Annotated in this window: 25 protein-coding genes, 1 tRNA gene and 1 pseudogene; 9 read left to right on the forward strand and 18 right to left on the reverse strand. The window is 71.1% G+C overall.

All coding sequences use genetic code 11. From position 1 onward, the window contains the following. Nucleotides 1–24: 24 nt before the first annotated feature. From nthA to hppD, 5 genes are all read right to left on the reverse strand, one after another. On the reverse strand, nt 25–606 hold the full coding sequence (nthA, locus tag ABT254_RS28830; protein WP_351476052.1) for a nitrile hydratase subunit alpha: 582 nt from the start codon (nt 604–606) through the stop codon (nt 25–27). Continuing rightward, entirely contained in the window at nt 603–899 is a 297-nt protein-coding gene (locus ABT254_RS28835) for an SH3-like domain-containing protein (protein WP_351476055.1), read from the reverse strand. Before ABT254_RS28835 ends, nthA begins: the two co-directional genes overlap by 4 nt. Next, nucleotides 892–1,182 (reverse strand): hypothetical protein, encoded by a 291-nt coding sequence (locus tag ABT254_RS28840; protein ID WP_351476057.1) that lies wholly within the window; start codon nt 1,180–1,182, stop codon nt 892–894. Before ABT254_RS28840 ends, ABT254_RS28835 begins: the two co-directional genes overlap by 8 nt. A 21-nt stretch (nt 1,183–1,203) precedes the next feature. Then, nucleotides 1,204–2,073 carry a phage baseplate protein gene (locus tag ABT254_RS28845; protein WP_351476060.1) on the reverse strand — a complete coding sequence of 290 codons (870 nt, stop codon included), beginning with the start codon at nt 2,071–2,073 and terminating at the stop codon, nt 1,204–1,206. 109 nt (nt 2,074–2,182) lie between these two features. Further along, a complete protein-coding gene (hppD, locus tag ABT254_RS28850; RefSeq protein ID WP_351476062.1) occupies nt 2,183–3,328 on the reverse strand; it encodes a 4-hydroxyphenylpyruvate dioxygenase in 1,146 nt (381 codons plus the stop codon). Between the two features lie 128 nt (nt 3,329–3,456). On the opposite strand from hppD, the gene ABT254_RS28855 reads away from it, so the two are divergent. The 7 genes from ABT254_RS28855 (at nt 3,457) to ABT254_RS28885 (ending at nt 8,378) form a co-directional block, all read left to right on the forward strand. Then, nucleotides 3,457–3,936 carry an Lrp/AsnC family transcriptional regulator gene (locus ABT254_RS28855; protein ID WP_351476065.1) on the forward strand — a complete coding sequence of 160 codons (480 nt, stop codon included), beginning with the start codon at nt 3,457–3,459 and terminating at the stop codon, nt 3,934–3,936. Between the two features lie 23 nt (nt 3,937–3,959). Next, the gene (locus ABT254_RS28860) at nt 3,960–4,607 is read left to right on the forward strand and encodes an ABC transporter permease (RefSeq protein ID WP_351476068.1); all 648 of its coding nucleotides are present in this window, start codon (nt 3,960–3,962) and stop codon (nt 4,605–4,607) included. Then, nucleotides 4,600–5,835 carry a betaine/proline/choline family ABC transporter ATP-binding protein gene (locus ABT254_RS28865; protein WP_351476071.1) on the forward strand — a complete coding sequence of 412 codons (1,236 nt, stop codon included), beginning with the start codon at nt 4,600–4,602 and terminating at the stop codon, nt 5,833–5,835. Before ABT254_RS28860 ends, ABT254_RS28865 begins: the two co-directional genes overlap by 8 nt. Continuing rightward, a complete protein-coding gene (locus ABT254_RS28870) occupies nt 5,832–6,674 on the forward strand; it encodes an ABC transporter permease (RefSeq protein WP_351476074.1) in 843 nt (280 codons plus the stop codon). Before ABT254_RS28865 ends, ABT254_RS28870 begins: the two co-directional genes overlap by 4 nt. Then, nucleotides 6,671–7,630 (forward strand): glycine betaine ABC transporter substrate-binding protein, encoded by a 960-nt coding sequence (locus tag ABT254_RS28875; RefSeq protein ID WP_351476077.1) that lies wholly within the window; start codon nt 6,671–6,673, stop codon nt 7,628–7,630. The genes ABT254_RS28870 and ABT254_RS28875 overlap by 4 nt, the downstream gene beginning before the upstream one ends. 74 nt (nt 7,631–7,704) lie before the next feature. Next, nucleotides 7,705–7,944, forward strand: coding sequence for a ribbon-helix-helix domain-containing protein (locus ABT254_RS28880; RefSeq protein ID WP_351476080.1), 240 nt, complete (start codon nt 7,705–7,707; stop codon nt 7,942–7,944). Next, nucleotides 7,941–8,378, forward strand: coding sequence for a type II toxin-antitoxin system VapC family toxin (locus tag ABT254_RS28885; protein WP_351476083.1), 438 nt, complete (start codon nt 7,941–7,943; stop codon nt 8,376–8,378). Before ABT254_RS28880 ends, ABT254_RS28885 begins: the two co-directional genes overlap by 4 nt. A 1-nt stretch (nt 8,379) precedes the next feature. Here ABT254_RS28885 and ABT254_RS28890 read toward each other — a convergent pair whose 3' ends face one another. Genes ABT254_RS28890 through ABT254_RS28900 form a run of 3 tightly spaced genes read right to left on the reverse strand, consistent with a single transcriptional unit; the run spans nt 8,380 to nt 11,090 of the window. Beyond that, nucleotides 8,380–9,171 (reverse strand): YlbL family protein, encoded by a 792-nt coding sequence (locus ABT254_RS28890; RefSeq protein WP_351476085.1) that lies wholly within the window; start codon nt 9,169–9,171, stop codon nt 8,380–8,382. Between the two features lie 21 nt (nt 9,172–9,192). Continuing rightward, nucleotides 9,193–10,323 (reverse strand): o-succinylbenzoate synthase, encoded by a 1,131-nt coding sequence (gene menC, locus ABT254_RS28895; RefSeq protein WP_351476088.1) that lies wholly within the window; start codon nt 10,321–10,323, stop codon nt 9,193–9,195. Further along, complete coding sequence (locus ABT254_RS28900; RefSeq protein WP_351476091.1) at nt 10,320–11,090, reverse strand: chorismate synthase; 771 nt, start codon at nt 11,088–11,090, stop codon at nt 10,320–10,322. The genes menC and ABT254_RS28900 overlap by 4 nt, the downstream gene beginning before the upstream one ends. 121 nt (nt 11,091–11,211) lie before the next feature. Between ABT254_RS28900 and ABT254_RS28905 the strand changes: the two genes are divergently transcribed. Beyond that, complete coding sequence (locus tag ABT254_RS28905) at nt 11,212–12,747, forward strand: PucR family transcriptional regulator (protein WP_351476093.1); 1,536 nt, start codon at nt 11,212–11,214, stop codon at nt 12,745–12,747. On the opposite strand, the gene dapE is transcribed toward ABT254_RS28905, so the two are convergent. The 5 genes from dapE to ABT254_RS28930 form a co-directional block, all read right to left on the reverse strand. Beyond that, nucleotides 12,711–13,835, reverse strand: coding sequence for a succinyl-diaminopimelate desuccinylase (gene dapE, locus ABT254_RS28910; protein ID WP_351476096.1), 1,125 nt, complete (start codon nt 13,833–13,835; stop codon nt 12,711–12,713). The two genes, ABT254_RS28905 and dapE, sit on opposite strands and share 37 nt — an antisense overlap. Nucleotides 13,836–13,961: 126 nt before the next feature. Then, entirely contained in the window at nt 13,962–14,603 is a 642-nt protein-coding gene (locus ABT254_RS28915; RefSeq protein ID WP_351476099.1) for an IclR family transcriptional regulator, read from the reverse strand. Nucleotides 14,604–14,902: 299 nt separating this feature from the next. Then, the gene (locus ABT254_RS28920; RefSeq protein ID WP_351476102.1) at nt 14,903–16,705 is read right to left on the reverse strand and encodes a DEAD/DEAH box helicase; all 1,803 of its coding nucleotides are present in this window, start codon (nt 16,703–16,705) and stop codon (nt 14,903–14,905) included. Between the two features lie 122 nt (nt 16,706–16,827). Further along, entirely contained in the window at nt 16,828–17,196 is a 369-nt protein-coding gene (locus ABT254_RS28925; protein ID WP_062703422.1) for a type II toxin-antitoxin system death-on-curing family toxin, read from the reverse strand. Next, nucleotides 17,196–17,393, reverse strand: coding sequence for a hypothetical protein (locus ABT254_RS28930; RefSeq protein ID WP_124441851.1), 198 nt, complete (start codon nt 17,391–17,393; stop codon nt 17,196–17,198). Before ABT254_RS28930 ends, ABT254_RS28925 begins: the two co-directional genes overlap by 1 nt. Nucleotides 17,394–17,573: 180 nt before the next feature. Between ABT254_RS28930 and ABT254_RS28935 the strand changes: the two genes are divergently transcribed. Next, a tRNA-Cys gene (locus tag ABT254_RS28935) sits at nt 17,574–17,645 on the forward strand. Between the two features lie 92 nt (nt 17,646–17,737). Here the strand turns inward: ABT254_RS28935 and ABT254_RS28940 are convergent. The 5 genes and pseudogenes from ABT254_RS28940 to ABT254_RS28960 form a co-directional block, all read right to left on the reverse strand. Then, entirely contained in the window at nt 17,738–18,913 is a 1,176-nt protein-coding gene (locus tag ABT254_RS28940) for an SUKH-4 family immunity protein (RefSeq protein ID WP_351476106.1), read from the reverse strand. Between the two features lie 209 nt (nt 18,914–19,122). Next, nucleotides 19,123–19,411, reverse strand: a pseudogene (locus ABT254_RS46575) (phosphotransferase); the annotation flags it as partial. 97 nt (nt 19,412–19,508) lie between these two features. Further along, nucleotides 19,509–21,818, reverse strand: coding sequence for a xanthine dehydrogenase family protein molybdopterin-binding subunit (locus tag ABT254_RS28950; protein ID WP_351476108.1), 2,310 nt, complete (start codon nt 21,816–21,818; stop codon nt 19,509–19,511). Next, nucleotides 21,815–23,554, reverse strand: a complete 1,740-nt coding sequence (locus ABT254_RS28955) for a 2Fe-2S iron-sulfur cluster-binding protein (protein ID WP_351476110.1) — start codon at nt 23,552–23,554, stop codon at nt 21,815–21,817. Before ABT254_RS28955 ends, ABT254_RS28950 begins: the two co-directional genes overlap by 4 nt. Continuing rightward, on the reverse strand, nt 23,551–24,444 hold the full coding sequence (locus ABT254_RS28960; RefSeq protein ID WP_030943523.1) for an FAD binding domain-containing protein: 894 nt from the start codon (nt 24,442–24,444) through the stop codon (nt 23,551–23,553). The genes ABT254_RS28955 and ABT254_RS28960 overlap by 4 nt, the downstream gene beginning before the upstream one ends. Between the last annotated feature and the right edge of the window lie 244 nt (nt 24,445–24,688).

Consider the following 24,688-nt stretch of genomic DNA (forward strand, 5'->3'; position numbering starts at 1 on the left):
GCTGGAACACCCGGAACTGGAACATCAGACAGCCGCGGTTCCGATCAGTGCGTTGCGGGTGACGAGTGCCGCGAGCTGGTCCTCGTCCAGGGCGTCCGTGCCGTCGGGGCGGCGCGGGAGCACCATGTAGCGCGTCTCCGCGCTGGAGTCCCACACCGTGATCTCCGTGCCGGCGGGCAGTTCGAGGCCGAACTCGGCCAGTACGGCCCGGGGTTCGCGGACCACGCGGGAGCGGTAGGCCTCGGACTTGTACCAGCTCGGGGACGGGCCGAGCAGGCGCAGCGGATAGCAGGAGCAGAGGGTGCAGACGATGACGTTGTGGGTCGTGTCCGTGTTCTCGACGACCCGCAGGCGCTGGTACGAGCCCTCCATGTAGCCGAGTTCGCGGACGGCGGCGGTGCCGTCCGCCAGGAGCCGCGCCCTGAAGTCCGCGTCGGTCCAGGCACGGGCGACGACGCGCGCGCCGTTCGCGGGCGAGGCGCCGGTCAGGGAGGCGTCGATGATCTCGTCCAGCCGGGCGCCCGACACGATCCCCTTCTCCTCCAGCAGGGTCTCCAGGCGCCGTACCCGCCGCGCGATCGTCGCGTCGGAGTGGTCACCGCTCATCGGGCCGCACCTTCCTCGTCCGCTTCCAAGTAGCTTTCCCACAGGTCCAGTACGACGTGGTGGTCGCCCTCGCCCCACAGGTCACGGGCCGCGAACCGGACCGCGTAGACCTGCTCGACCGGCGCGTCCCCGCGCCCCTGAGCACTGATGTCGGCCAGTTCCGCCCGCCCCTCCGGCTCGAGGACGACGCCCCGCTTGCCGCGTGCGTACCGCGGCAGGCGGGTGTGGTGCGGCGGGTCGTGATGGAAGGTGCGGACCGCCGTGCCCGGCGGGAAACGGTCGCCGTCAGCCATCGAGATCGTCCAGCTCACCCGGCTCGATCACGCCCTTGCGTTCCAGCAGGGTGCGGATCGCCTCGAACCAGCGCTCGTAGTACGACGCCGCCAGGTACTCCCTGGGCGGCATCGACTCGATGGCGTCCCGGAACTCGTTGGTGTTGAAGATCCCCTGCGCGCGCAGGGCACCGAGGAGCCCCACGACACGGGCCTCCCAGTCCGCGTGGAAGGGCGCGGCGTCGTCGGTGACGTCGACGGCGCCGAAGCCCTCCGTACCGCCCACGTCGTTGATCCTGGCCATGCGGCCAGACTACGGCTCCCGCTACGGCTGTTCGTCGTCCTTGACGAAGATCGAGAAGCGGCGTGCCCCCCGCTCCCCCGAGGCGAAGCCGAGGTACACCTTCGCGTCCGCTGTACCGCGCACGGCGACACCCTCCGGTTCGCGGTAGGTGAGCGTGTAGCCGGCCTCGGTGCGCTGCTGCTGGAGCAGCTTGCCGGTGGTGATGTCGAGGCTGGAGACGTATGCGTTGCCGTGCTTCGCGGCCGGGTTGGTCTTCGCGTCGTAGGCCGTGCCCGCGAGCTGGTAGATGACGTCGCGGTGCAGGGCGTAGCCCTGGAAGGGGATCTTCGGGTCGGGGTGGGCGCCCACCTGGGCGATGTCCGCGATCGGGTCGGCGTAGTCGTGGGCGGTGAAGGCGTCCAGGTCCCATATCCGGTAGCGGGGCTTGTTGGCCTTGTCCCGGTAGCGGACGGCGATGCGCCGGGAGGCCGTGCACACGGACGGCTGGTTGTTGGTGGAGCCCGGGACGGGCTTGCGGATCCTGACGTCCGCGCCGGTGCGGACGGCCCCGTCCTTGAAGTGGAAGCGGGTGACACCCTGCCCGTAGCCGTTCTCGGCGTCGGCCTCGGTCCAGATCCAGGTGGAGCCGTCCTTGGCGTCGCGCTGGACGCCCATGCTGACGCCGTGCCCGAAGCCCTTCAGATACATGGCGCCCAGCCGGTTGCCCTGGTAATCCAGCTTGTTCAGGCACAGGTCGCCGGCCGCGTGGCCGGTGGCGGTGACCTGAAGGACGTACAGGTGCTTGTGTGCCTCGTCGAACGCGAACGACTGCAGCACCGTCGGCTCCTTCAGCGTGGCCTTCTGCCAGAGCCAGCGGACGGACGGTACGGCGAGGTCTGCCGGAGTGGTCACGCTCTCCCCCGAGTCCTGTGGATGCCCCCTTGGCACCCACAGGACATGAGAGCGTCAACCGGCGTTCTCCGGTTGCATGTTCTACGGATTCACAGGGTCCGCACAGGCCTCAGAGGTTGCCGCGCTTCTCCTGCTCCCGCTCGATCGCCTCGAACAGGGCCTTGAAGTTGCCCTTGCCGAAGCCCATCGAGCCGTGCCGCTCGATGATCTCGAAGAAGACGGTCGGACGGTCCTGGACCGGCTTGGTGAAGATCTGCAGCAGATAGCCGTCCTCGTCGCGGTCGGCGAGGATCTTCAGCTCGCGCAGGGTCTCGACCGGCACCCGGGTGTCGCCGACCCACTCGCCGAGGGTGTCGTAGTACGAGTCCGGGGTGTTCAGGAACTCCACGCCGGCCGCGCGCATCGTGCGGACCGTCTGCACGATGTCGTTCGTGTTGAGCGCGATGTGCTGGACGCCCGCGCCGCCGTAGAACTCCAGGTACTCGTCGATCTGGGACTTCTTCTTGGCGATGGCGGGCTCGTTGATCGGGAACTTGACCTTGAGGGTGCCGTCGGCGACGACCTTCGACATCAGCGCGCTGTACTCGGTGGCGATGTCGTCGCCCACGAACTCCTTCATGTTCGTGAAGCCCATGACCTTGTTGTAGAAGCCGACCCACTCGTTCATCCTGCCGAGCTCGACGTTGCCCACGCAGTGGTCGATGGCCTGGAAGGTGCGCCGGGCGGGCGGTTCGACCATGGGGGCGGCGGCGACGAAGCCCGGGAGGTAGGGGCCGTCGTAGCCGGAGCGGTCGACGAGGGTGTGGCGGGTCTCGCCGTACGTGGCGATCGCGGCGAGGACGACCGTGCCGTGCTCGTCCTTCAGCTCGTACGGCTCGGCGACGCTCTTCGCGCCGTGCTCGATGGCGTAGGCGTACGCGCGGCGGGCGTCCGGGACCTCGATGGCGAGGTCGACGACCCCGTCGCCGTGCTCGGCCACATGCCGGGCGAGGAAGTGGCCCCAGGTGGTGGCAGGCTTGATGACGGAGGTGAGGACGAAGCGGGCGGAGCCGTTCTCCAGGACGTAGCTCGCGGTCTCGCGGCTGCCGTTCTCCGGTCCGGAGTACGCGACCAGCTTCATGCCGAAGGCGGTGGAGTAGTAGTGCGCCGCCTGCTTGGCGTTGCCCACGGCGAAGACGACCCCGTCCATTCCCTTGACCGGGAAGGGGTCGGCCTGCCGGGCGGTGTCGGGAGTGTGGTGTGTGGTCTGCGTCATAGCGGCAGCCTCATCCCCATGCGGCAAGGTGCGCAATAGTTTCTTTTTTTGCTGGGCAATGTGTTCAGTCAGTGGCCGGGATTTCCCGGACTTCTGTACAGGATGACCACCACACCAGGGAGGCGGCTGTGGCGATCGACCGTCTGGACGGCCGGATCATCGTGCTGCTGGCGCGGGAGCCGCGGATCGGGGTCCTTGAGATGTCCCGGCGGCTCGGGGTGGCGCGCGGGACGGTGCAGGCGCGGCTGGACCGGCTTCAGTCGAATGGCGTCATCCGCGGGTTCGGACCGCAGGTGGACCCTGCCGCTCTCGGGTACCCCGTCACCGCCTTCGCCACCCTCCAGATCCGCCAGGGCCAAGGGGCCGACGTCCGCGCGCACTTGGCGACCGTGCCCGAGGTGCTCGAACTGCACACCACCACAGGCAGCGGGGACATGCTGTGCCGGCTGGTGGCCCGCTCCAACGCCGATCTCCAGAGGGTCATCGACCTGGTTGTCGGTTTTGATGGCATTGTCCGGGCCGCCACCGCGATCGTGATGGAGAACCCCGTTCCGCTGCGGATCATCCCGCTGGTGGAACAGGCGGCCGAGGACGCCGAGAGGACCTAGCCGACGGCCGGGGGTGCGCGCGTATGAGCTTCTGGGAGTACTTGGGCAACCGGCACCAGCAGCTGCTCACCGACGCCTACCAGCACGCCAGCGCCGTGTTCCAGTGCATGGTCGTGGCGACCGTGATCGGCGTACTGATCGGGATCGTCAGCTATCGCAGCGACTGGGCGGGCAGCCTCGCGACCACGACGACCTCGACCATCCTGACCATTCCCTCGCTCGCCATGATCGGTCTGCTCATCCCGATCGTGGGCCTTGGCGTGCCGCCCACGGTGATCGCACTGACGCTGTACGGGCTGCTGCCGATCGTGCGGAACTCGATCGTGGGACTGCGCGGGGTCGACCCGTCGCTGGTGGACGCGGCGCGCGGCATCGGGATGTCCCGGCTGATGCGGCTGATGCGCATCGAGCTGCCGCTGGCCTGGCCGCCGATCCTGACCGGGATCCGGGTCTCGACACAGATGCTGATGGGGATCGCCGCGATCGCCGCCTACGCCTCCGGGCCGGGCCTCGGCAACGAGATCTTCCGCGGTATCGGCTCGCTGGGCAGCAAGAACGCGCTCAACCAGGTCCTCGCGGGCACCCTCGGGATCATCGTCCTCGCGCTGCTGTTCGACGCCGCGTACGTCCTGGTCGGGCGGCTGACCATTCCCAGGGGGATCCGTGCCTGAGGCCACCCACGGGGCGACGATCGAGCTGGAGCACCTCTCCAAGCGGTATCCGGGCAACCCCAGCCCTGCCGTCGACAACGTCAACATGGAGATCAAGGCGGGCGAGCTCGTCATCTTCGTCGGCCCGTCCGGATGCGGTAAGTCGACGACACTCAAGATGATCAACAGGTTGATCGAGCCGACCGGTGGTCGCATCCGGATCAACGGTGAGGACGTGACCGACATTGATCCGGTCAAGCTGCGCCGCAAGGTGGGCTATGCGATCCAGTCGGCAGGGCTCTTCCCGCACATGACGGTCGCCCAGAACATCGCCCTCGTACCGAAGATGATCGGCTGGTCCAAGGCGCGGATCCGGTCCCGGGTGGAGGAGCTGCTCGACCTGGTCGGTCTCGACCCGGTCGAGTTCCGCGCCCGCTATCCGCGGCAACTGTCGGGCGGACAGCAGCAACGCGTCGGCGTGGCACGGGCGTTGGCCGCCGATCCGCCGGTCCTGCTGATGGACGAGCCGTTCGGCGCGGTCGACCCGATCACCCGCGACCACCTCCAGGACGAGCTGATCAGGCTGCAGCACGAGCTGCACAAGACGATCGTGTTCGTCACGCACGACTTCGACGAGGCGATCAAGCTGGGCGACCGCATCGCCGTGCTGCGCGAACGCTCGCACATCGCGCAGTTCGACACCCCGGAGGCGATCCTGACCAACCCGGCGGACGACTTCGTGTCCGGGTTCGTGGGGGCGGGGGCCGCCCTGAAGCGGCTGAACCTCACCCGGGTACGGGACGTCGAGATCACCGACTACCCGACCGTCACCCTCGACGACCCGCTCCAGGAGATCTTCAACCGGCTTCGCGGCAGCGGCACCAACGAGATCCTGCTGCTCGACAAGCGCGGCCGGCCCTACAAGTGGCTCAGGCGCGGCGACCTCATGCGTGCGCGGGGCTCGCTGGCCCGGGCGGGCACGCTGGTGAGCGACACCGTGACCAGGGACGCCACGCTCCGGGACGCCCTGGAGGCGGTCCTCACCGACAACGCGGGGCGGGTCGCGGTCACCGGGCGGCGCGGCGAGTACGAGGGCGTGGTCGACATGGAGACGCTCATGAACTCCGTGCACGAACTGCTGGAGGCGGACCGGCTGGAGGCACTGGAGGCCCAGCACGAGCTGGAGGAGCTGCGGGCCGCCCAGACACACGCCGAACAGGAGGGCCCCGGCGGGGTGACGAAGGCATGACCACCCCCGAGCTGGAGGACCCCGAGCAGGCCGAACAGGAAGCCCCGCAGGAGGACCCGCAGGAGGCCGAGGCACCGCCGCCGGCGCCGAGCCCCCTGAAGCCCCGCATCACCTGGCAGAAGCTGACGTTCCTGCCTGCCGTGATCGTCGCCGTCCTGCTCGCGACCTGGCTGTGGTTCCGTCAGGCCGACCTCGACTCGATCTCCGAGAACGCGCTCTCGGGCGGTGCGGTCTCCAAGGCCCTCTGGCAGCACATCCAACTGACCGTGATCTCCACGTTCTTCGTCCTGGTCATCGCGATCCCGCTGGGCATCCTGCTCACCCGCAAGGCGTTCCGGAAGGCGACCCCGGTGGCGATGACGATCGCCAACATGGGCCAGGCGACCCCGGCGATCGGCCTGCTGGCGCTGCTGGTCATCTGGCTCGGCACAGGAATGAAGTCGGCCCTGATCGGCATCACGATCTACGCCATCCTGCCGGTGCTGTCGAACACCATCGCAGGTCTGAAGGCCAACGACCCGACGTTGCTGGAGGCGGCACGCGGCATCGGCATGTCCCCCATGGGCGTGCTGTCGCGCGTGGAGTTGCCGCTCGCCGTCCCGTTGATCCTCGCGGGTATCCGTACGGCACTGGTCCTCAACGTCGGCACGGCGACTCTGGCGACCTTCGGCGGAGGCGGCGGCCTCGGTGTGCTGATCCAGACCGGCATCACGACCCAGCGGATGCCCGTTCTGGTGCTGGGCTCGATCCTCACGGTCTCCCTGGCACTGCTGGTGGACTGGCTCGCCTCGCTGGCGGAACTCCTGCTCAGGCCACGGGGGCTGGAGGTGGGGACGTGAGAGGGCGTACGTGTCTGCTGTCGGCCGGGGTGCTCATCGCCGCCTCGGGTTGCGGCCTGCAGAGCGGCTCGCCCATGGCCGACGACGTCAAGCCCGGCTCCATCGCCCGGGGCGAGCCCCTCAAGGGCGCCCATCTCACCGTCACCTCCAAGGAGTTCACGGAGCAGCTCATCCTCGGCGCGATCATGGGCATCGCCTTCCAGGCGGCCGGCGCGGATGTCCTCGACCGCACGGGCATCCAGGGTTCGATCGGAGCGCGGGAGGCGGTCAAGAAGGGCGACGCGGACGGCATGTACGAGTACACGGGCACCGCGTGGATCACGTACCAGGGCAACAGCGAGCCGATCCCCGATCCGCGGAAGCAGTGGCAGGCCGTGCGCGACGCGGACCTCAGGAACGGCCTGACCTGGCTGCCGCCCTCATCCCTCAACAACACCTACGCGCTGGCGATGAACCAGGCGAACTCCAAGAAGTACGGCACCAGGACGCTGTCCGACGTGGCCGCGCTGGCCAGGAAGGACCCCGGCGCGGTGACGCTGTGCGTGGAGAGCGAGTTCGCCAACCGGGCGGACGGGCTGCCGGGCATGGAGAAGGCGTACGGGATGAGCGTGCCCGCGAAGAACATCACACAGATGGACACCGGGATCATCTACACCCAGGTGAAGAAGGGGAGCTGCACCTACGGCGAGGTGTTCACCACCGACGGCCGCATCAAGTCCATGAACCTTGCGGTGATGAAGGACGACAGGAAGTTCTTCCCCAACTACAACGTGGCGCCGGAGATCAACACCAAGGCCCTGAAGAAGTGGCCGGGGATCGCCGAGGTCCTGGACCCGGTGACGAAGAGGCTGAACAACGCGGTGGCGCGGACGCTGAACGCCAAGGTGGACGTGGACGGGCAGGACCCGCATCAGGTGGCACTGGACTGGATGAAGGCGGAGGGGTTCGTGAAGTAGATGCGGACGGTCAATTCCGTGCATCATCGATTCACCATGGCGCATCATGATGCAGCCGTCTTACGCTCGTATGCATGAGGACAACAGTCGACCTCTCCGAGGACCTGATCCAGGAAGCCAAGCTGCGGGCGGCGCGCAGACGCGTCACGGTCAGTGCGGTGATAGAGGATGCACTGCGGGCGTCGTTCGCACGGGATGTGGCGGCGGCGCAGAACATCGTCAACCTGCCCACTTACGGGACCGGCGGTGTCCGTCCGGGTGTCGACCTGGACAACAACGCCGCGCTGCTCGACATCATGGACGGCATCGAATGATCTTCTGCGACGTGAACGTCCTGGTGTACTCCTTCCGCAAGGACGTCGAACAGCACGCCGCGTACAACCCATGGCTCACCGAGCGGCTCCAGGGCGATGAGCCCATCGGCCTCAGCTCGGTGGTGCTCAGCGGCTTCGTGCGCATCGTGACGCACCCACGGATCTACCGCGATCCGGCACCGGTGGAGTCCGCACTGGACTTCGTGCAGGCCCTGCGCGATGCCCCGGCGACCGTCCCGCTGGTCGAAGGGCCACGCCACTGGGACATCTTCGACCGGTTGTGCCGCAAAGTAGGCGCGCGCGCCAACCTCGTCCAGGACGCCTACCTCGCCGCTCTTGCCATAGAGCACGGCGCCACTTTCTATTCGGCCGACCGTGACTTCACCCGCTTCCCCGGCCTCCGCTGGCAGCACCCCCTGGAGGACACCGACTGAATCAGCAGCTGGGGACGGTCCCCTTGCCCGTCTCCAGTGCCACCAGGGAGTTCACGGCGCCCTTCAGCGTGGTCACCGGGATCAGCCGCAGACCCTTCGGCAGCTCCGACTTGGCGTCGGAGCACTCGGCCTTCGGGACCAGGAAGACGGTCGCGCCGTCCCGGCGCGCGGCCTGCGTCTTGAGGGCCACGCCTCCCACGGCGCCGACCGTCCCGTCGCCGTCGATGGTCCCCGTACCGGCGATCCGGCGGCCGCCCGTGAGGTCGCCGCCGCTGCCGTTCCCGTCCAGCTTGTCGATGATGCCGAGGGTGAACAGCAGCCCGGCGCTGGGACCGCCCACGTCGGCCAGCTTCAGCGTGACCTTGACCTTCTTGTCACTGAGGTGCAGATAGTCCAGGGCGGCCCGGGTCGCCGCGTTCTGGGACTGCTTCATCTGCGCGCTGTTGTGCTGCTCGATCTCCTTGGTGGACTGCCCGCTCGGATACACCGAGTCGCGCGGCATGACGGCCCGGTCCGTGGCGAACCAGGCACTGATCACATCGCCCAGCGAGACATGCGCGTCCGGGTTGGTCGCCTCGATCGTCGTCATCCGCAGCTGCCCGCTCGTCTGCCGAACCTTCGCCCCCGAGATCGTGATCACCGGGGTGCCCTTGTTGTCCCCGAGCACGTTCGCCGTCAGCCCGGGCTGCGCCAGCGAGAACGGCAGCGGCGCGAGGACCGCGGTGGCGATCAGCGCCACGACGGGCAGTGCGCAGACGGCGAGGGCCTGGGGGCGTGTGAGGCGAGAGAGCACGGGATCAATCTAACGTGACGGTCACTTCCGGCCAGGTGTCGGTCGGCTCACGTACAGGTCTCGCTTCTCCCTGGTGAACCGCCTCAGGGCGTCCGGCAGCGGTTCGACACCGATCCCGGGCCCGGTGGGGACGGGCAGGTGGCCGTCCTTCAGGACGAACGGTTCGGTGATGTCCTCGGCGAAGTAGCGGCTGGAGGCGGAGGTGTCTCCGGGGAGGGTGAAGCCCGGGAGGGCGGCCAGGGCGAGGTTCGGGGAGCGGCCGATACCCGTCTCCAGCATGCCGCCGCACCACACGGGCACTCCGTGGGCGTGCGCCACGTCGTGGATGCGGCGGGCCTCCAGATAGCCGCCCACGCGCGCGGGCTTCACATTGACGACCCGGCAGGCCTCCATCGCGATCGCGGAGGCGGTGTCACGGGCGTTGTGCAGGGACTCGTCGAGGCAGACGGGCGTCTGCAGACGCCTCTGGAGCTGCGCATGGGCGTACAGGTTGTTCTCGTCCAAGGGCTCCTCGATCAGCAGCAGCCCGAAGGAGTCCAGGCGCCGCAGATGCTCGGCGTCGGCGAGGGTGTACGCCGTGTTGGCGTCGACCTGGAGGGGCAGCGCGTCCCCGAAGCGCTCGCGGACCGCCCGGACCGGCTCCACGTCCCAGCCCGGCTCGATCTTCAGCTTGATGCGGACATAGCCCTCGGCGAGGTAGCGCTCGACGTCGTCCAGCAGTTCGGGGACGGAGTCCTTGATGCCGACGGACACCCCCGCGGGGACCCGGTCGCGCACCGCGCCCAGGTAGGTGGCGAGCGGCATGCCGTACGACCGCAGCTCCGCGTCCAGGACCGCCGTCTCCAGGGCCGCCTTCGCCAGCTCATGGCCCTTGGTCTTCGCCATGGCGGGGGCGAGCGCGGACGCGGTGAGCCGCGGAAGGGCGGCGACGGGCGGCAGCAGGAAGTCCCGCAGCACGATCTCCGCACCGGCCACGAACTCCGAGCAGTACCGCGGCTCCGGGTCGGCGGCGAACTCCGACCAGCCCTCCGCCTCGTCGGTCACGACATGGAGCAGGAAGGTGTCCTTCGTCGTCATCGTGCCGAAGGACGTACGGAACGGGGTGACCAGCGGGATCTCCACATGGACGATCTCCACGCGTTCCAGCTTCATGCCGCTGCCTCTCTCGAAAGGGTGTACCAGCCGTCACGGGACATCCCCGTCGCCCTGAACCCCTGCGCGAAGGCCTCCGTGAACACCTCACGGACGGCATACCGCCAGCGCAGGGCGAGTTCCGGGTCGGCGGCGCGGAGCCGGACGATGTCGTCCGGGACCCGGCACCAGATGTGCCGGCCGGCCGGGTCCCGGCGGGCGAGCGTCGCGCCGTCGGGGGCGGTGTGGGTGCCGGGGGCGGTGTCCCGGTCGGTGGTCTCGGACGAGGGGGCCGGCGCCGCCAGCTCCCAGGTCACCGTCAGCCGGTCGCTCTCGTCGCCGTCGTTCACGCCGTCGGCCATGGGGCCGTAGAAGTCGACGAGGTACTCGGTGCCGGTGGCGCCCAGCTTGGCCAGGTTGAAGCGGGCGTTGCGGCCGACCAGCGGGTCGAAGGTCCACCGCATGGTGCCGGCGCCGAGGCCGCGGGCCCAGGCGCGCTGGGCCTGCTTGACGGCGTACCCGAGGCCCCGGTCGGCGGCGGCGACCAGGGAGTACGCGTCCCCGTGCGGCCCGAACACCGCGACCGACGCTCCCGCTAGCCGCGTCCCGTCGTACGCGGCGTGCACGGCGCCGCCCGCGTGGACGAGGCTGTGCAGCACCTCGGCCGGGTAGGGCGGGGCGCTGCGCGGGGTCTGCCAGACCTCGCTGAAGTAGTCGGCGACGGCGGCGAGACCGGCGACGTCGTGGACGGTGCGAATGCTCACTCCGGGCGGGCTGTCGAGGGTCATGAGTCGAGTTTCGAGCCCGGCACACCTCCCCGGGTTGTGCGTCTGCACAACCGCTGCGTACGTTCTTTTCGGAATCGGCCAACCGGCCGCCGTACGACCGCACCCGCACCCGAGGAGCCCCATGGACGCCTGCACCCTCGGCGACCTGCTGGACGTCATCGGCGGCCCCTCGCTGCGCCTGCACACGGCCCCCGCCGGGCTCGCCGCCCCGGTCACCGAGGCGCTGCTCTACGACGCCCACGCCCCGCTGCCGCCTGCGCCGGGCGCGCTGCTGCTGGCCGTGGGCGTGCGGGCGGCGGCCGCGGGTCCCCTCGTCCGGGTGGCCGCGGAGGCCGGGATGACCGGGCTCGTCGTACGCGGCCCGGACGGGCCGGCCGGCGAGGCGGAGACGCACGGCCTCGCGCTGCTGTCGGTCGACGAGGACGCGGCCTGGCACCACGTCCACCTGCTGCTGTCCTCGGCGATCGCGGCCCGGCCCGCACCGTCGGTGAACGGCCTCGGGGACCTGTTCGCGCTCGCGGACGCGGTCGCCGCGGCGACCGGCGGTGCCACGGCCGTGGAGGACCCGCGCCAGCGGATCCTCGCCTACTCCACGGTGCCGGGCCAGCCGGTCGACGAGGACCGGCGGCAGAGCATCCTCGGCCTCCAGGTGCCGGCCAGCACGCCCAACACCGAGCAGTACCGGGCACTGTTCGCCGCCCGGGGGCCGGTACGGATGCCCGCGCTCCGGGAAGGCGACCTGCCGCGTCTCGCGGTCGCCGTCCGCGCGGGCGGCGAGACGCTCGGCTCGGTCTGGGTGGTCGACGACGGCACGCTCGCACCCGACGCCGAGGAGACCCTGACGCAGGGCGCGTCCACGGCGGCGCTGCTCCTGCTGCGGGCCCGGGCGGCACAGGAACTGGCCCGCCACCAGAACAGCGACCTGCTGCGCCGCCTGCTCGACGGCACCGCGGACCCGGCAACCGCCTTCGACCGCCTGGGACTCGAGGGCGCGGTCCGGGTGGCCGCCTTCGTCCTGGACGCCGCGAGCCTCCCGGACGCCGAGCAGTCCGCCCTGCGCCTGCTGGACGTCGTACGACTTCAGTGCGAGGCACGTTACGGGCGGCACGCGTGCGTGCTGGTCGACGGGGTGGTGTACGCGGTCCTCCCCGGGCCGGGCGCGCGGCACAAGAGGCTGGCTGAGGACATCGTGGCGCGGGCCGGGCAGGCGCTGCGGGTGCCCGTGCGGGCGGCGCTGGGCGAGGTGGTGGCGGGGCCGGTGGAGGTCGTGGGGTCGCGGGAGGACGCCGAGCTGGTGCTGCGGGTGCTCGGACCTGACCTGCCGGTGGCGACGGTGGACGAGGTGCGCCCGCGGGTGACACTGCTGAGGTTGTCCGAAGTGCTCGGCGAGCGGCGGGAGTTGAGCGCGGGGGCGTGGCGGCGGGTGCTGGCGTACGACGAGCAGCACGGCACCGACTATGCGCGCACCCTGGTCAGCTGGTTCGACGCGGGCTGTGACATGGCGGGCGCGGCGAAGCTGCTCGCCGTGCATCCGAACACCTGCCGCTACCGCCTGAAGCAGGCACAGCAGCACGTCGGGATCGACCTCGACGACCCCGACGAACGGCTGGTGCTGTGGCTTCAGTTGCGGACGCTGGCGGGGCTCAAAGGTGCCTGAAGGAGCCACTTCCTGAGGCGTTCCTCGCAGGTGCGCAGGTGCTCGACCGGTACGCACTCTCCCGCCGTGTGCGCCAGCGTCGGATCTCCGGGGCCGTAGTTGAGGGCGGGTGTGCCGAGCGCGGCGAAGCGGGCCACGTCCGTCCAGCCCAGCTTGGGGCGGGGTGAGGCGCCGAGAGCGGACACGAGGCCGGCGAGGCGCTCCAGCCCCGGGAGGGCGCCGGGGACGACTTCGGTGACGCGGACCTCGTACTCGGGGAAGAGCCCCCGCACGCGAGCCTCCGCCTCCTGTGGTGAACGGCTCGGCGCGAAGCGGGAGTTGACGGTGATCACGCACTCGTCCGGTACGACGTTCCCGGCGACCCCGGCACGTACCGCGACCGCGCTGAGGCCCTCCCGGTACTCCAGCCCGTCGATCACGACGCGCTCGGGCACGTGGTCGTGGAGCCGCTGGAGGACGGGGGCGGCGAGGTGCGCGGCGTTGGCGCCCATCCAGGAGCGGGCGGTGTGGGCGCGCGCCCCGCGCACCACGATGTCGGCGGTGAGGGTGCCCTGGCAGCCGGCCTCGACACCCGCGTCGGAGGGTTCCATGAGGATCGCCAGGTCCGCTCGCAGGAGCTCGGGCCGCTCGGCGGCGATCCGGTGCAGCCCGTTGCGGTCGCCCTCGACCTCCTCGCACTCGTAGAAGACGTATGTGAGGTCGAGGGTGGGGGCCGGGACCGTGGCCGCGAGGCGGAGGGCGACGGCGACGCCGCCCTTCATGTCGCAGGCGCCGAGGCCGTGGACGCGGTCGTCGTGGAGCCGGGAGGGCAGGTTCCCCGCGGCCGGGACGGTGTCCAGGTGCCCGGCGAGGACGGCCCGTCGGGGGCGGCCGAGGCCGGTACGCGCGACGACCGAGTTGCCGATCCGCTCGACGGTGAGATGGGCGAGGCCCCGCAGGGCGGCCTCGACGGTGTCCGCGATCCGGTCCTCCTGTCCGCTCTCGGAGGGGAGGTCGACCAGGGCGCGGGTGAGGGCGACGACATCGGAGGTGAGGTCGAGCGGACCCGTCTGCTGCCCTACCTCGGCCCGGTTTCCGACTGCGTCCACTGGTCACCCTCTCCGCTGTTCCACTGCCTGGCCCCTGATGATGCGGGCGGACGGGCGGACAGCGGTGAGAGGATCGGCCAGAGGTGACGGGAGCGGTTTGGCGCATCGGCCAACCCGGTGGGCCGCTCAGCGGAGGGCCTCGGCCACCTCCCGGGCCGCATCGACCACCCGCGGTCCGACCCGCTCCGGCACCGCGTCGGCCAGCATCACCACACCGACGCTGCCCTCGACCCCGGTGACCCCGAGGAGCGGCGCCGCGGCCCCACTGGCCCCCGCCTCCAACTCCCCATGCGTCAGCGTGTACCCGCACTCCGCCGCCGGCTTGGCCCTCGCGGCAAGGATCGCCTTGCCCGCGGCGCCCCGGTCCAAGGGATGCCTGAACCCGGCCCGATACGCCACGTGATAGTCCGTCCACGTCGGCTCGACGACCGCCACGGCCAGCGCGTCCGCCCCGTCCACCAGCGTCAGATGAGCCGTCGCGCCTATGTCCTCGGCCAGCGACCGGAGCGCCGGCAACGCGGCCTCCCGCACCAGGGGATGCACCTGCCGGCCCAGCCTGAGCACCCCGAGCCCGACCCGGGCGCGGCCACCCAAGTCACGCCGTACGAGCGCATGTTGTTCCAGCGTGGCGAGCAACCGGTACACCACGGTCCGGTTCACGCCCAGTTTGTTGGACAGCTCGGTGACGGTCAGCCCGTGGTCCGTGTCGGCCAGCAGCTTGAGGACTCGTAGCCCCCGGTCGAGCGTCTGGGAAGTCTCCGCGGTCACGACGCCCACTCCTCCAAGTGGTGAGGTCGGCGACCTCCGCGCGGCGGTGCGTCACCGAGTCCCGTCGATGACGCGCAACAGAGGCCGCCGATCGGCCGGCGGCCCGGCCGCTGCCGGGCCGCGTCGCTTCACGGCTGCGCTCCGCGGCGGCGCTGCCACGGGGCGTGTGCGTAGCCGGACAGTAGCGAAGGGGGTTCGCTGAGCGGAAGTATCCGTCCAGAATCCGGTCACATACGGGGAGGGAGTACCTCCGTATGTCCCGATACGTACAGCACGACCGGTACGGCACGCGGCGGCCGTCACCGCATACGCGTGGCCCACTCCTGCACCTTGGCGATCCGCTGGCGCAGCTGTCCCGCCGTGGCCTCGGCGCTCGGCGGGCCGCCGCAGGTGCGGCGCAGCTCGGTGTGGATGACGCCGTGGGGCTTGCCGCTCTGGTGGACGTACGCGCTGACCATGGTGTTGAGCTGCTTGCGCAGCTCCATCATCTCCTTGTGCGAGACGACCGGGCGCCGTTCGGCGGGCAGCTCCAGCAGGTCCGCCTCGGCGTCCGGCTTCTTGCGGCTGTGCGCGATCTGCCGGGCCTGCCGCTTCTGGAGCAGGAGTTGCACCTGATCGGGTTCGAGGAGCCCTGGAATGCCGAGGTAGTCCTGCTCCTCCTCGCTTCCCGGGTGGGCCTGCATGCCGAACTCGGCGCCGTCGTAGAGCACCCGGTCGAAGACGGCGTCGGACTCCAGCGCCTCGAAGGAGAACTCCTCCTGCTCACCGGTGTCCTCGTCCTGCTCCTTGTTCGCCTCCTCCATCTCCTTCTCGGATTCGGCGTACGGGTCCTCCTCGCCCTCCTTCTTCGGCTTGTCGAGGGCGTGGTCGCGCTCGACCTCCATCTCGTTGGCGAAGGTGAGGAGGTCGGGGACGGTGGGGAGGAAGACGGAGGCGGTCTCGCCGCGCCGCCGCGAACGCACGAAGCGGCCGACGGCCTGGGCGAAGAAGAGGGGGGTGGAGATGGTGGTGGCGTACACGCCGACCGCGAGGCGTGGCACGTCGACGCCTTCCGACACCATCCTGACGGCGACCATCCAGCGGTCGTTGCTCTCGCTGAACTCGTCGATCCGCTTCGAGGCGCCGACGTCGTCGGAGAGGACGAGGGTCGCCTTGTTGCCCGTGATCTCACGGATCAGCTTGGCGTAGGCGCGGGCGGAGTCCTGGTCGGAGGCGATGACGAGGGCGCCGGCGTCCGGGATGGCCTTACGGACCTCGGTCAGCCGCTGGTCGGCGGCGCGCAGCACGCTGGGCATCCACTCGCCGCGCGGATCGAGGGCGGTGCGCCAGGCCTGGCTGATCGCGTCCTTGGTCATGGGCTCGCCGAGCCGGGCGGCGATCTCGTCACCGGCCTTGGTGCGCCAGCGCATGTTGCCGCTGTAGGAGAGGAAGATGACGGGCCGCACGACGTGGTCGGCGAGCGCGTTGCCGTAGCCGTAGGTGTAGTCGGCGGCGGACCGCCGGATCCCGTCGTTCCCCTCCTCGTACGTCACGAAGGGGATGGGATTGGTGTCGGAGCGGAACGGCGTACCGGTCAGCGCGAGCCGGCGCGTGGCCGGCTCGAAGGCCTCAAGACAGGCCTCGCCCCAGGACTTGGAGTCACCGGCGTGGTGGATCTCGTCGAGGATGACGAGGGTCTTGCGCTGCTCGACGCGGTTGCGGTGCAGCATGGGCCGCACGCCGACACCGGCGTACGTGACGGCCACGCCCTGGTAGTCCTTGCCGAGCGGACCCGCGCTGTACTCGGGGTCCAGCTTGATGCCTATGCGCGCCGCCGCTTCCGCCCACTGCTTCTTCAGATGCTCGGTCGGCGCGACCACGGTCACCTGCTGCACGACGTGATGGTGCAGCAGCCAGGAGGCGAGCGTCAGCGCGAAGGTCGTCTTGCCGGCGCCGGGGGTGGCCACGGCGAGGAAGTCGCGGGGCTGCTCCTGGACATACTTCTCCATCGCCGCCTGCTGCCAGGCACGCAGCTTGCTGGCGGTGCCCCAGGGGGCACGGCCGGGAAAGGCGGGAGAGAGGTGGTGGGAGTGCGAGGCAGAGCTGGCGGCGGTGGTAGTCACGGTCTCCGTGGGTTGTTGGGGCGGCTCGGCTGGGTATGACAACCGGGCCACCCTACCGGCGCCTCGGTTGGGTCAACGCGCGGACGGGGCCACGTCGCCGACGGGTGGGACCGAGGTCACAGTCAGCGTGCGAAGCGGGGCAACTGGGCGGCGATCTTGGGTACGTCCAGAGCGCCTTGGCAGACATCCAGCACGAAACGTTCCGCTTCGTCCACGTCGAAGTCGGCGTCCAACGGGTGCCCGTTCATGTGGAGGAAGACCCAGGTGGCGTACCAGGCGATGCGCTTGTTGCCGTCCACGAGGGCATGGTTGCGTGCAAGGGACTCCATCAGCGCGGCGGCCTTCTGCCACACGTCCGGATAGGCGTCCTGCCCGAAGACACTCGACTGCGGACGCGCCAGGGCCGAGTCCAGCAGCCCGTAGTCACGCACCTCGTCCGCCCCGAGCCGCTGTGCGAGGTTCAGCAGCTCGGGCAGGGTGAGGTAGTGCATCAGGCGAGCCTCCGGTTCAGCTCGGCGCTCGCCTTCAGGACGTGCTCAGCGGCCTCGTTGAACAGCCGGGAGTGCTCGTTTATAGCCGCGATCACCGCGTCGTGCGCAAAGGCCTGCATGCTGCGCCCCTCGGCCGCCGCACGCTCACGCAGGGCGTCGAGCTCTTCGTCCGTAAACCGCAGGTTCAGTCCAGCCATGCTTCGACGGTACTACGTGGTACCAATCGGTGTCACCCGGCACGGCCGGCCGCCGCCCGTTCATGAACGCCGTATGGCAGTCCCGTTGCAGCCCCCGTGTTTCCCTTGAGCTCCCTCCCGGCCCGGCCGTACGGTCGTTTCACCGAGTTCGGAACGGAGCCAGGCGCTCCGCATCGACCCGGCCGTGTGCCCGAGTGGCTTAGGGACTCGCCTGCAAAGCGAGGTACGTGGGTTCAATTCCCGCCACGGCCTCAGGCTGCCTGACCAGGCAACGAAGGGCGGCACCCGCTGAGGGTGCCGCCCTCAGCGTGTTCCGGCCGCCTGCCCCGAACTCCCCCTCGCGGTCACAGCACCCCGCCCGCCTCGTCCTGGAACGCCTCCGTCCAGTAGTGCCGGCCCGGCTTCGTCGTCAGGGTGGTCGGGTCGATGGCCGACAGGGTGTGGATCATCGTCGTGGCCAGCTCGTCGTAGGCGTCGGTCGTCAGCTCGCCCGCCAGGTCCTCGTCGATGGCCCTCTCGCGGTGCAGGAGCCAGAGGGTGAAGGCCAGGGTGGAGACGTCCGTGTTCAGCGGATACAGGGTGGCCTCGGGCTCGCTCCAGTTGAGGACCGCGCCCGTTTCGCCGTCGACCACCAGGCTGTTGTCCTCGATGAGGTTGCCCAGCCGTATCAGGTGGGAGGCCCGGTGCGGCAGCCGGGCGGGATCGAAGCCGTCCGGGCCCTGGTAGGCGTAGTGCTCGGCCAGGGTCGGCAGGGGGACGTCCGTGTCGAGGTGGAAGAGCACGCCGTCCTCCGGCAGGCCCGTGTCGCGCAGGAAGCGTCGGGTGGGCTCGTGCGTGAGGGTCGAGGGGAAGTCGACGTCCTCGAAGCGCCACACCTTGCCGTGGCCGAACTCCCCGTCCAGGAGGCGGGTCGGGAGGTCGAGAGCGAGTCCGGAGGCCGTTCCGGGACCCGCCACCAGGGACAGGGGGCGGATCAGGGCCGCCATCTTCCAGAACGGCGGCACCTCGCCGTCCGTGCCCTCCTCGAACACCGCCAGCAGGTGGCGTGACGCCTCGGCCGCGGCCTTCGGTCCGAAACGGCCGGCGTAGGACGCGAACCGGCCGCGCAGCCCGGCCAGTTCGTCCGCGGCCGTCGCGAACCGCACCAGCGTGCCGAGCGACGGTGCCAGCGGGCGGCTGTCCATCAGGTCGGGGCGGTCGTGCAGGAAGTACGTCGTCGCGATCTGTCCCGTCGCGCCGTCCAGCAGCACCGACTCCGTCTCCAGGCCCCGCGGGTCGAGCAGCGCCCCGATGACCAGCTGATCCCGCAGCTCCGCCGCCAGGCGGCCATCCGGGTCACCGGTGGAGTCCCCGACCGTCCGCAGGCCCTCCCGGCACAGCTCCTCGAAGGTGAACAGGCCGCTGTCGCCCGGCAGTCCGGGCCCCGTCAGCCAGCGGCGCGTCGCCCCGTGCGTGACGTACGGATCGAGTTGGTCCTCGGTCAGCGTGATCACCGCCGTGGCGGCACCGGTCGTGCTCATTGCATCCCCCGCATGTGCTTCGTCACATGTGCCCCGGCGCATGTGTCTGCTCACAGTCCCCGTGCGGGGCGCGGCCGGGCATGCGTCGTCGCGCCGTACGACTCCGGCGGCCGTCCCCACTGCTCAGAACAGTACGCCCCGCCACTGACAACGCCCCGGACCACAGGACGCTCAGCGCACCCTCGCCCGTTCCGGCCCCGCGAGGATCGCGTCCACGCGCCGCAGCCCGTCTTCGCCCGCCCCGCCTCCCGCGCGGCCACGGCCCCGGGACCCGGAGCCAGTACGACGACGTACAGGGGCCGCGTGCGCACAGGCCGCCGCCGACAGCCGGTACCGCAGCCGGAGCTGCGCCTCTCCCTCGCCGTCGGCCCCGGGGACGTACTCCTCGCGCCCGGACACGATCATGCGCCGGAAGACGTCACCCCGCACATGTGCCGCCCGCGGCAGCCTCTCCGCCAGCGCCTGCGCCACCGTCGACTTGCCGGACGCCTCCCCCACTGCCTAAAGGGCGTGGGAGGTACCCCCATCACCGGTGATGACGACAACGCCTCTCACGCGAAGTACATGCCGCCCTGCACGACCGCCAGTTGTGCGGTCACCGGTCGGTCACCACGGCGGCCTGCGGCCTTATCGGCAGCCGGTTCACCGGGCGACCCGTGGCGGCCCGTACGGCGGAGGCGATGGCCGCCGGGGACGTCACCACCGGGACCGCGCTGACCGCCTTCGCGCCGAAGGGGGCGACCACGTCGCGTTCCTCGACCAGCTTGACGATCCGGATGTCGGGTGCGTCCAGGGCGGTCGGCAGGGCGTACCCCGTCAGGTCCGGGTGGCGGATCAGCCCGCGCGCGGTGCGCAGGTTCTCCGTCAACGCGATGCCGACTCCCTGCGTCACGCCCGCCTCGATACGGGCGGCCAGCTGGGCCGGGTTGAGGACCCGGCCGACGTCCTGGGCGAGCGCCAGCTCCACGACCCGTACCGAACCGAGCTCGATGTCGACGTCGACGACCGCGCGGATCGCACAGAACGCCATGCCGACGAAGGCATCGCCCTGGCCGGCCTCGTTCAGCGGCTCCGTCGGGTGGGGTCTGCACTGGGCCGTGGCCCACAGTTCCTTGCCGTCCATCGCCTCGGTGACGGTGGTCGACAGGACACCGTCGTACGAGGTGATCTTGCCGTCGGTGATCTGGAGCAGCTCGGTCGACATGCCGAACTTGTGCGCCAGGGGCTGCAGGAGCTGGGTGCGGACCATCTTGGCCGCGCGCTCCACCGCACCGCCTGACACCCAGGTGTGGCGGCCGCGGCAGCCCGCGCCGGCCGGCGGCTGGTCGGTGTCCACGGGCGCCACGTGCACCTCGTCGATACCGAGGGTCTCCTGGACGATCTGGCGGGCCAGCGTGGTGAATCCCTGGCCGGTTTCCACGGCCGCGCAGAGCACGGTCGCCACGCCGTCCTGGACCTTCACGGTCGCGGTGGAGACCTCGTCGGCACCCTCCGCACCGAGCATGTGCACCATGCCCAGGCCGTAGCCCACGCCCCGCCGCACCGCGCCCGGTTCGCCCGCGCCCTCGGGGCCGCCGGGCAGCAGCCACTCGTCCTCGGGGGTGTCCTTGGGCAGCGCGGGGAGCGGGAAGTCGCGGACGGCCTGGAGCAGTTCCGCCACCGGGGCCGGGCAGGTCACCGTCTGGCCCGTGGGGAGTACGTCCCCGGTGGCCATCACATTGCGCAGGCGCAGTTCCGCCGGGTCCATGCCCAGCTTCTTCGCCAGCTTGTCCATCTGGGCCTCGTAGGCGGCGCACACCTGCATCGCGCCCTCGCCGCGCACATGGCCGGAGGGCGGGTTGTTGGTGCGTACGGCCCAGCCCTCGATGAAGGCGTTCGGGACGACATAGGGGCCGCAGGCGAAGCCGACGGCGGCCGCGAGGGCCTCGGAGGACGTGTCGGCGTACGCGCCCGCGTCGAGGAGGATCTGCGCCTCGACCTTCACCAGCCTGCCCTCGGCGTCGGCGTGGTGGCGGTAGCGCAGGAGGGTCGGGTGCCGGTGCGTGTGCCCCAGGAAGGACTCTTCGCGCGTGGCGGTGAGTTTCACCGGGCAGCCGGTCTTCAACGCGAGCAGGCCCAGCGGGAGTTGGAAGCCCTGGTCCTCGCGGTCGGCCGTGGCGCCGGGCACTCCGGTGACGACGATCTTGACGCGCTCTGGTTCGAGGCCGTAGCAGGCGGCGGCGGTGTCGCGGTCCGCGTGCGGGTCGGTGGAGGCGAGGTACAGCTCGACACCGCCGTCGGGGCGGGGCACCGCGAGGCCGGCCTCGGCGCCGATGGGAGCCGGGTCCTGGCGGCCGATGCGGTACTGGCCCTCGACGACGATCTCGCCGGCCGCGTCCGGGTCGCCGTGGCGCAGCGGGATGTGCCGGATCAGGTTGCCGTCGGGGTGCAGCGGCTCGGCCTCGAAGGCCTGCTCGGGGTCGGTCACCGGGTCGAGCACCTCGTACTCGACGATGACGGCCGCGGCGGCCATGCGCGCGGTGTCCGGGTGGTCGGCGGCGACGGCGGCGATGGGCTCGCCGTGGTGGCGCACGACCTCGGAGGCGAACACGGGCCGGTCGGCGTTGCGGCGGCCGTAGCGGGCGGTGCCCGGTACGTCCTCGTGGGTGACGACGGCTCGTACGCCCGGCATCTCGCGCGCGTGGGACGTGTCGATGGACACAATGCGCGCGTGCGGGTGCGGGGAGCGCAGTACGGCGGCCCACAGCAGGCCCTCGGCCCACAGGTCCGCCGCGTACGGGAACGTGCCCTCGGTCTTGGCACGGGTGTCGGCGGCCGGCAGGGAGGCGCCGAGGCCGTGCGGCAGCTGCTCGGGGGCGGGTGCTGCCTCCGCGGCGGTGGTCGCGGTGGCGGCTTCGTTGCTCACGCCTGGCCTCCGTCCTGTCCGTACGCCTGGTCATGCGGTCCCGGCTGCGCGGGGAACCCGGGTGACTCGAACGCCGACGCGTTGACACCGCCGGCTCCGGGACCCGCCTGGTGAGGGATACGTGCCTCGTCGCCGTCCTGTTCGGAAGCGTCTCCTTCGGAGTGCGCCTCGCGTTCGGCGACGACCTCCTGTACGGCCTGGACGACGCCCCGGTAGCCGGAGCAGCGGCACAGGTTGCCGCACAGCGCCTGGCGGGTCTCCAGCTCGGTGGGCGCCGGGTTGCCCTCCAGGAGGTCGTGCACGGTCATCGCCATGCCGGGCACGCAGAACCCGCACTGCACGGCGCCGCACCGGGCGAGCGCGCGCTGCACGTCCGAGGGCTGCCCGTCGACGGCGAGGCCCTCGACGGTACGGACCTCGCTGCCGGCGGCGGTCACGGCGGGCACCAGGCAGGAGGCCACGAGGCGGCCGTCGACCTGGACGTTGCAGGCTCCGCACTCGCCCTGGGAGCAGCCGTCCTTGGCGCCCGCGAGGCCGAGCCGCTCGCGCAGCACGTAGAGCAGCGACTCGCCGATCCAGGCGTCCGAGACGGGGCGCTCGACGCCGTTGACGCGCAGGACGTACGAGGCCAGGGGGTGCTCCTCGCCGGGGGGCGGCGGGGCCTCCTCCGCGGCTTCGGTGCCGGAGCCGTCGACCGCGTCCGGTTCGACCGAAGTATCCGAAGTGTCCCGAGAGTCGGGCGGGTTGGAGGCGGCGGGTTCGGCCGGCGTCGCCGTGGACGGTCCGGAGCCGTCCGGCCCGGCCTCCGCCGCGGGCTCCGTGAGCGGCTCCACGGCCCCCTCAGGGGCCTCAGCGGCCTCCTGGGCACTCTCCGCCGCTCCGTCGGCCTCACCGGACCCGTGCGGGGGCTGTGAGGCGTTCACGGCGGATCCGGCGGGCGTCTCCGCATACGCGTCGGTGGGTGCGGGCCCGTACTCGTCGGCCTGGGGCCTGGACTGCTCGTGTGCGTGCGCCCGCGCGTTCTCGGGCTCGTGCGCTGCCGGGTCCGGCTCCACGGGCGCGTGGCCGGTGCCGGCGTGCTCGGCGGGCCGGCCGTCGGTGTGGGCCGGGGGCTGCTCGTAGGCGTGCCCGGAGCCGTCCTCGGGCGCCGTCGGCTCCTCGGTCCGCGGCTGCCCCCAGGGCTGTCCCGCCGCTTCCGTCGCCCAGGGGGCGGGGGCACCGCCCGGGAGCGTGGCCGGCGGTGTGCCGCCCCACTGCTGGACGAGGGACGACGTGGTGAACTCACCCGATTCGTCCGGGAGGTCGCCACCGGCCACGGGGATCGACCACTGCCCGGTCACGTCGTGACCCGGCGCGGGGGCGGACTCCCGGGTCGCCGTCTCCTCGAAGTTCCACTGCTGGGTGGCCGCGGGGTTGTACCCGAACCGGTCGCCCGTGGTGTCCTGCGGCACGGCGTTGGGGTCGGGCCACCGGGCGCCGTCGGCGGGCACGGCCCAGTTGCCGGTCGCCGCCGGGTCGGCCCCCGCGCCCGCGCCGGGATCGGCCGTTATCGGCGGCGGCACATAGCCGTGGCCGGGCGCCGCGAGGGGGCTGTCGGATGAGGCCAGGAGGGCGTCGATGCCCCCTTCGGGGAGTTTCACGAAGGCGGTGGCGCCGTCGTCGTAGTCACCCTGGGGCAGCGGGTCCCAGCGGCCGCCGCCGTGGGGTGTGCCCTCTCCGTGCTGGTCGTCGGTCACGACAGCGCCCTCCCCAGTGCTCGTCGGGCCAGCGCGGCGACGGTGCGCCGCAGGTGCAGTACGGCGGGCGGAAGCTGTTGGACGGTGCCGTCCGGTTCGGGAACGGGGTCGGGGATGCAGGCCGCCGCGACGTACTCGCCGAAGGCGGTCAGCGCCTCCGGGACGATCGTCCGGCCGTTGTCCCAGTCGATGAGCCGGGCGACCCACTGCTCGGCGTCCAGGGGCCTGAGCGGCATCGGCGCTATGGCACCGACGGCGCACCTGACTCCGCGCCGGGCGGGGTCGAGGACGAGCGCGACGGACGCGACCGCGCGTCCGGGGCCGGTCCGGCCGGTCGCCTTCAGGAAGACCTGGGGCGCGTGCAGCAGCGGCACGCGCACGTACCCGATGAGTTCGCCGGCGCGCAGCATGTCGACCGCGGCCAGCAGGTGCGACACCGGGATCTCCCGGCGGGCTCCGCCCGGGCCCGCGATGATCAGTGTCGCCTCCAGGGCGGCCAGCACCGGCAGCGCGTCCCCGGTGGGGGACGCGGAGGCGATGTTGCCGCCCAGGGTGCCCGCGTTGCGGATCTGCGGCGGGCCCGCCGCGCGCGCGGCGGCGGCGAGCGCCGGGATCAGGGCCGCGAAGTCCGGGCGCCCCATGCGCGCGTGCGTGAGCCCGGCGCCCAGCAGGGCGTGTCCGTCCTGGTACTGCCAGCCGCGGATCTCGCTGATCCTGCCGAGACCGACCAGTGCGGCGGGCCTGAGCTGCCCGGAGTTGACGGCTGCCATGAGGTCGGTGCCGCCGGCCACCGGGACGGCGGCGGGCACGGCGGTGAGGGCCGCCACGGCCTCGTCCAGCGTCGTGGGCAGCGTGACGGCCTGCGCCGCCTGCGGTGCGTGCGTGGTCAAAACCGGCTGCCCCTTCCCGCTGCCCCACCTGGTCCCACCTGTGCTGCCGTACGGTACGTGCTGACAGGGCGGACGTGGCAACTCTGGCACATCTTCGCAAGCCCCGAAGACGGGGGTCCGCTAGGAGGCATTCGCCCACTTCACCAGGGAGATGGTCCGTTTTCGTACGGCATCACCGGTGCGCACGAATTGCCACTCTTCGGTGATGCTTACGACGTTTTTGCCTTACCTGTTCGGGAGCTCA

The organism is Streptomyces sp. NPDC001137 (assembly GCF_040298885.1).
GTDB lineage: Bacteria > Actinomycetota > Actinomycetes > Streptomycetales > Streptomycetaceae > Streptomyces.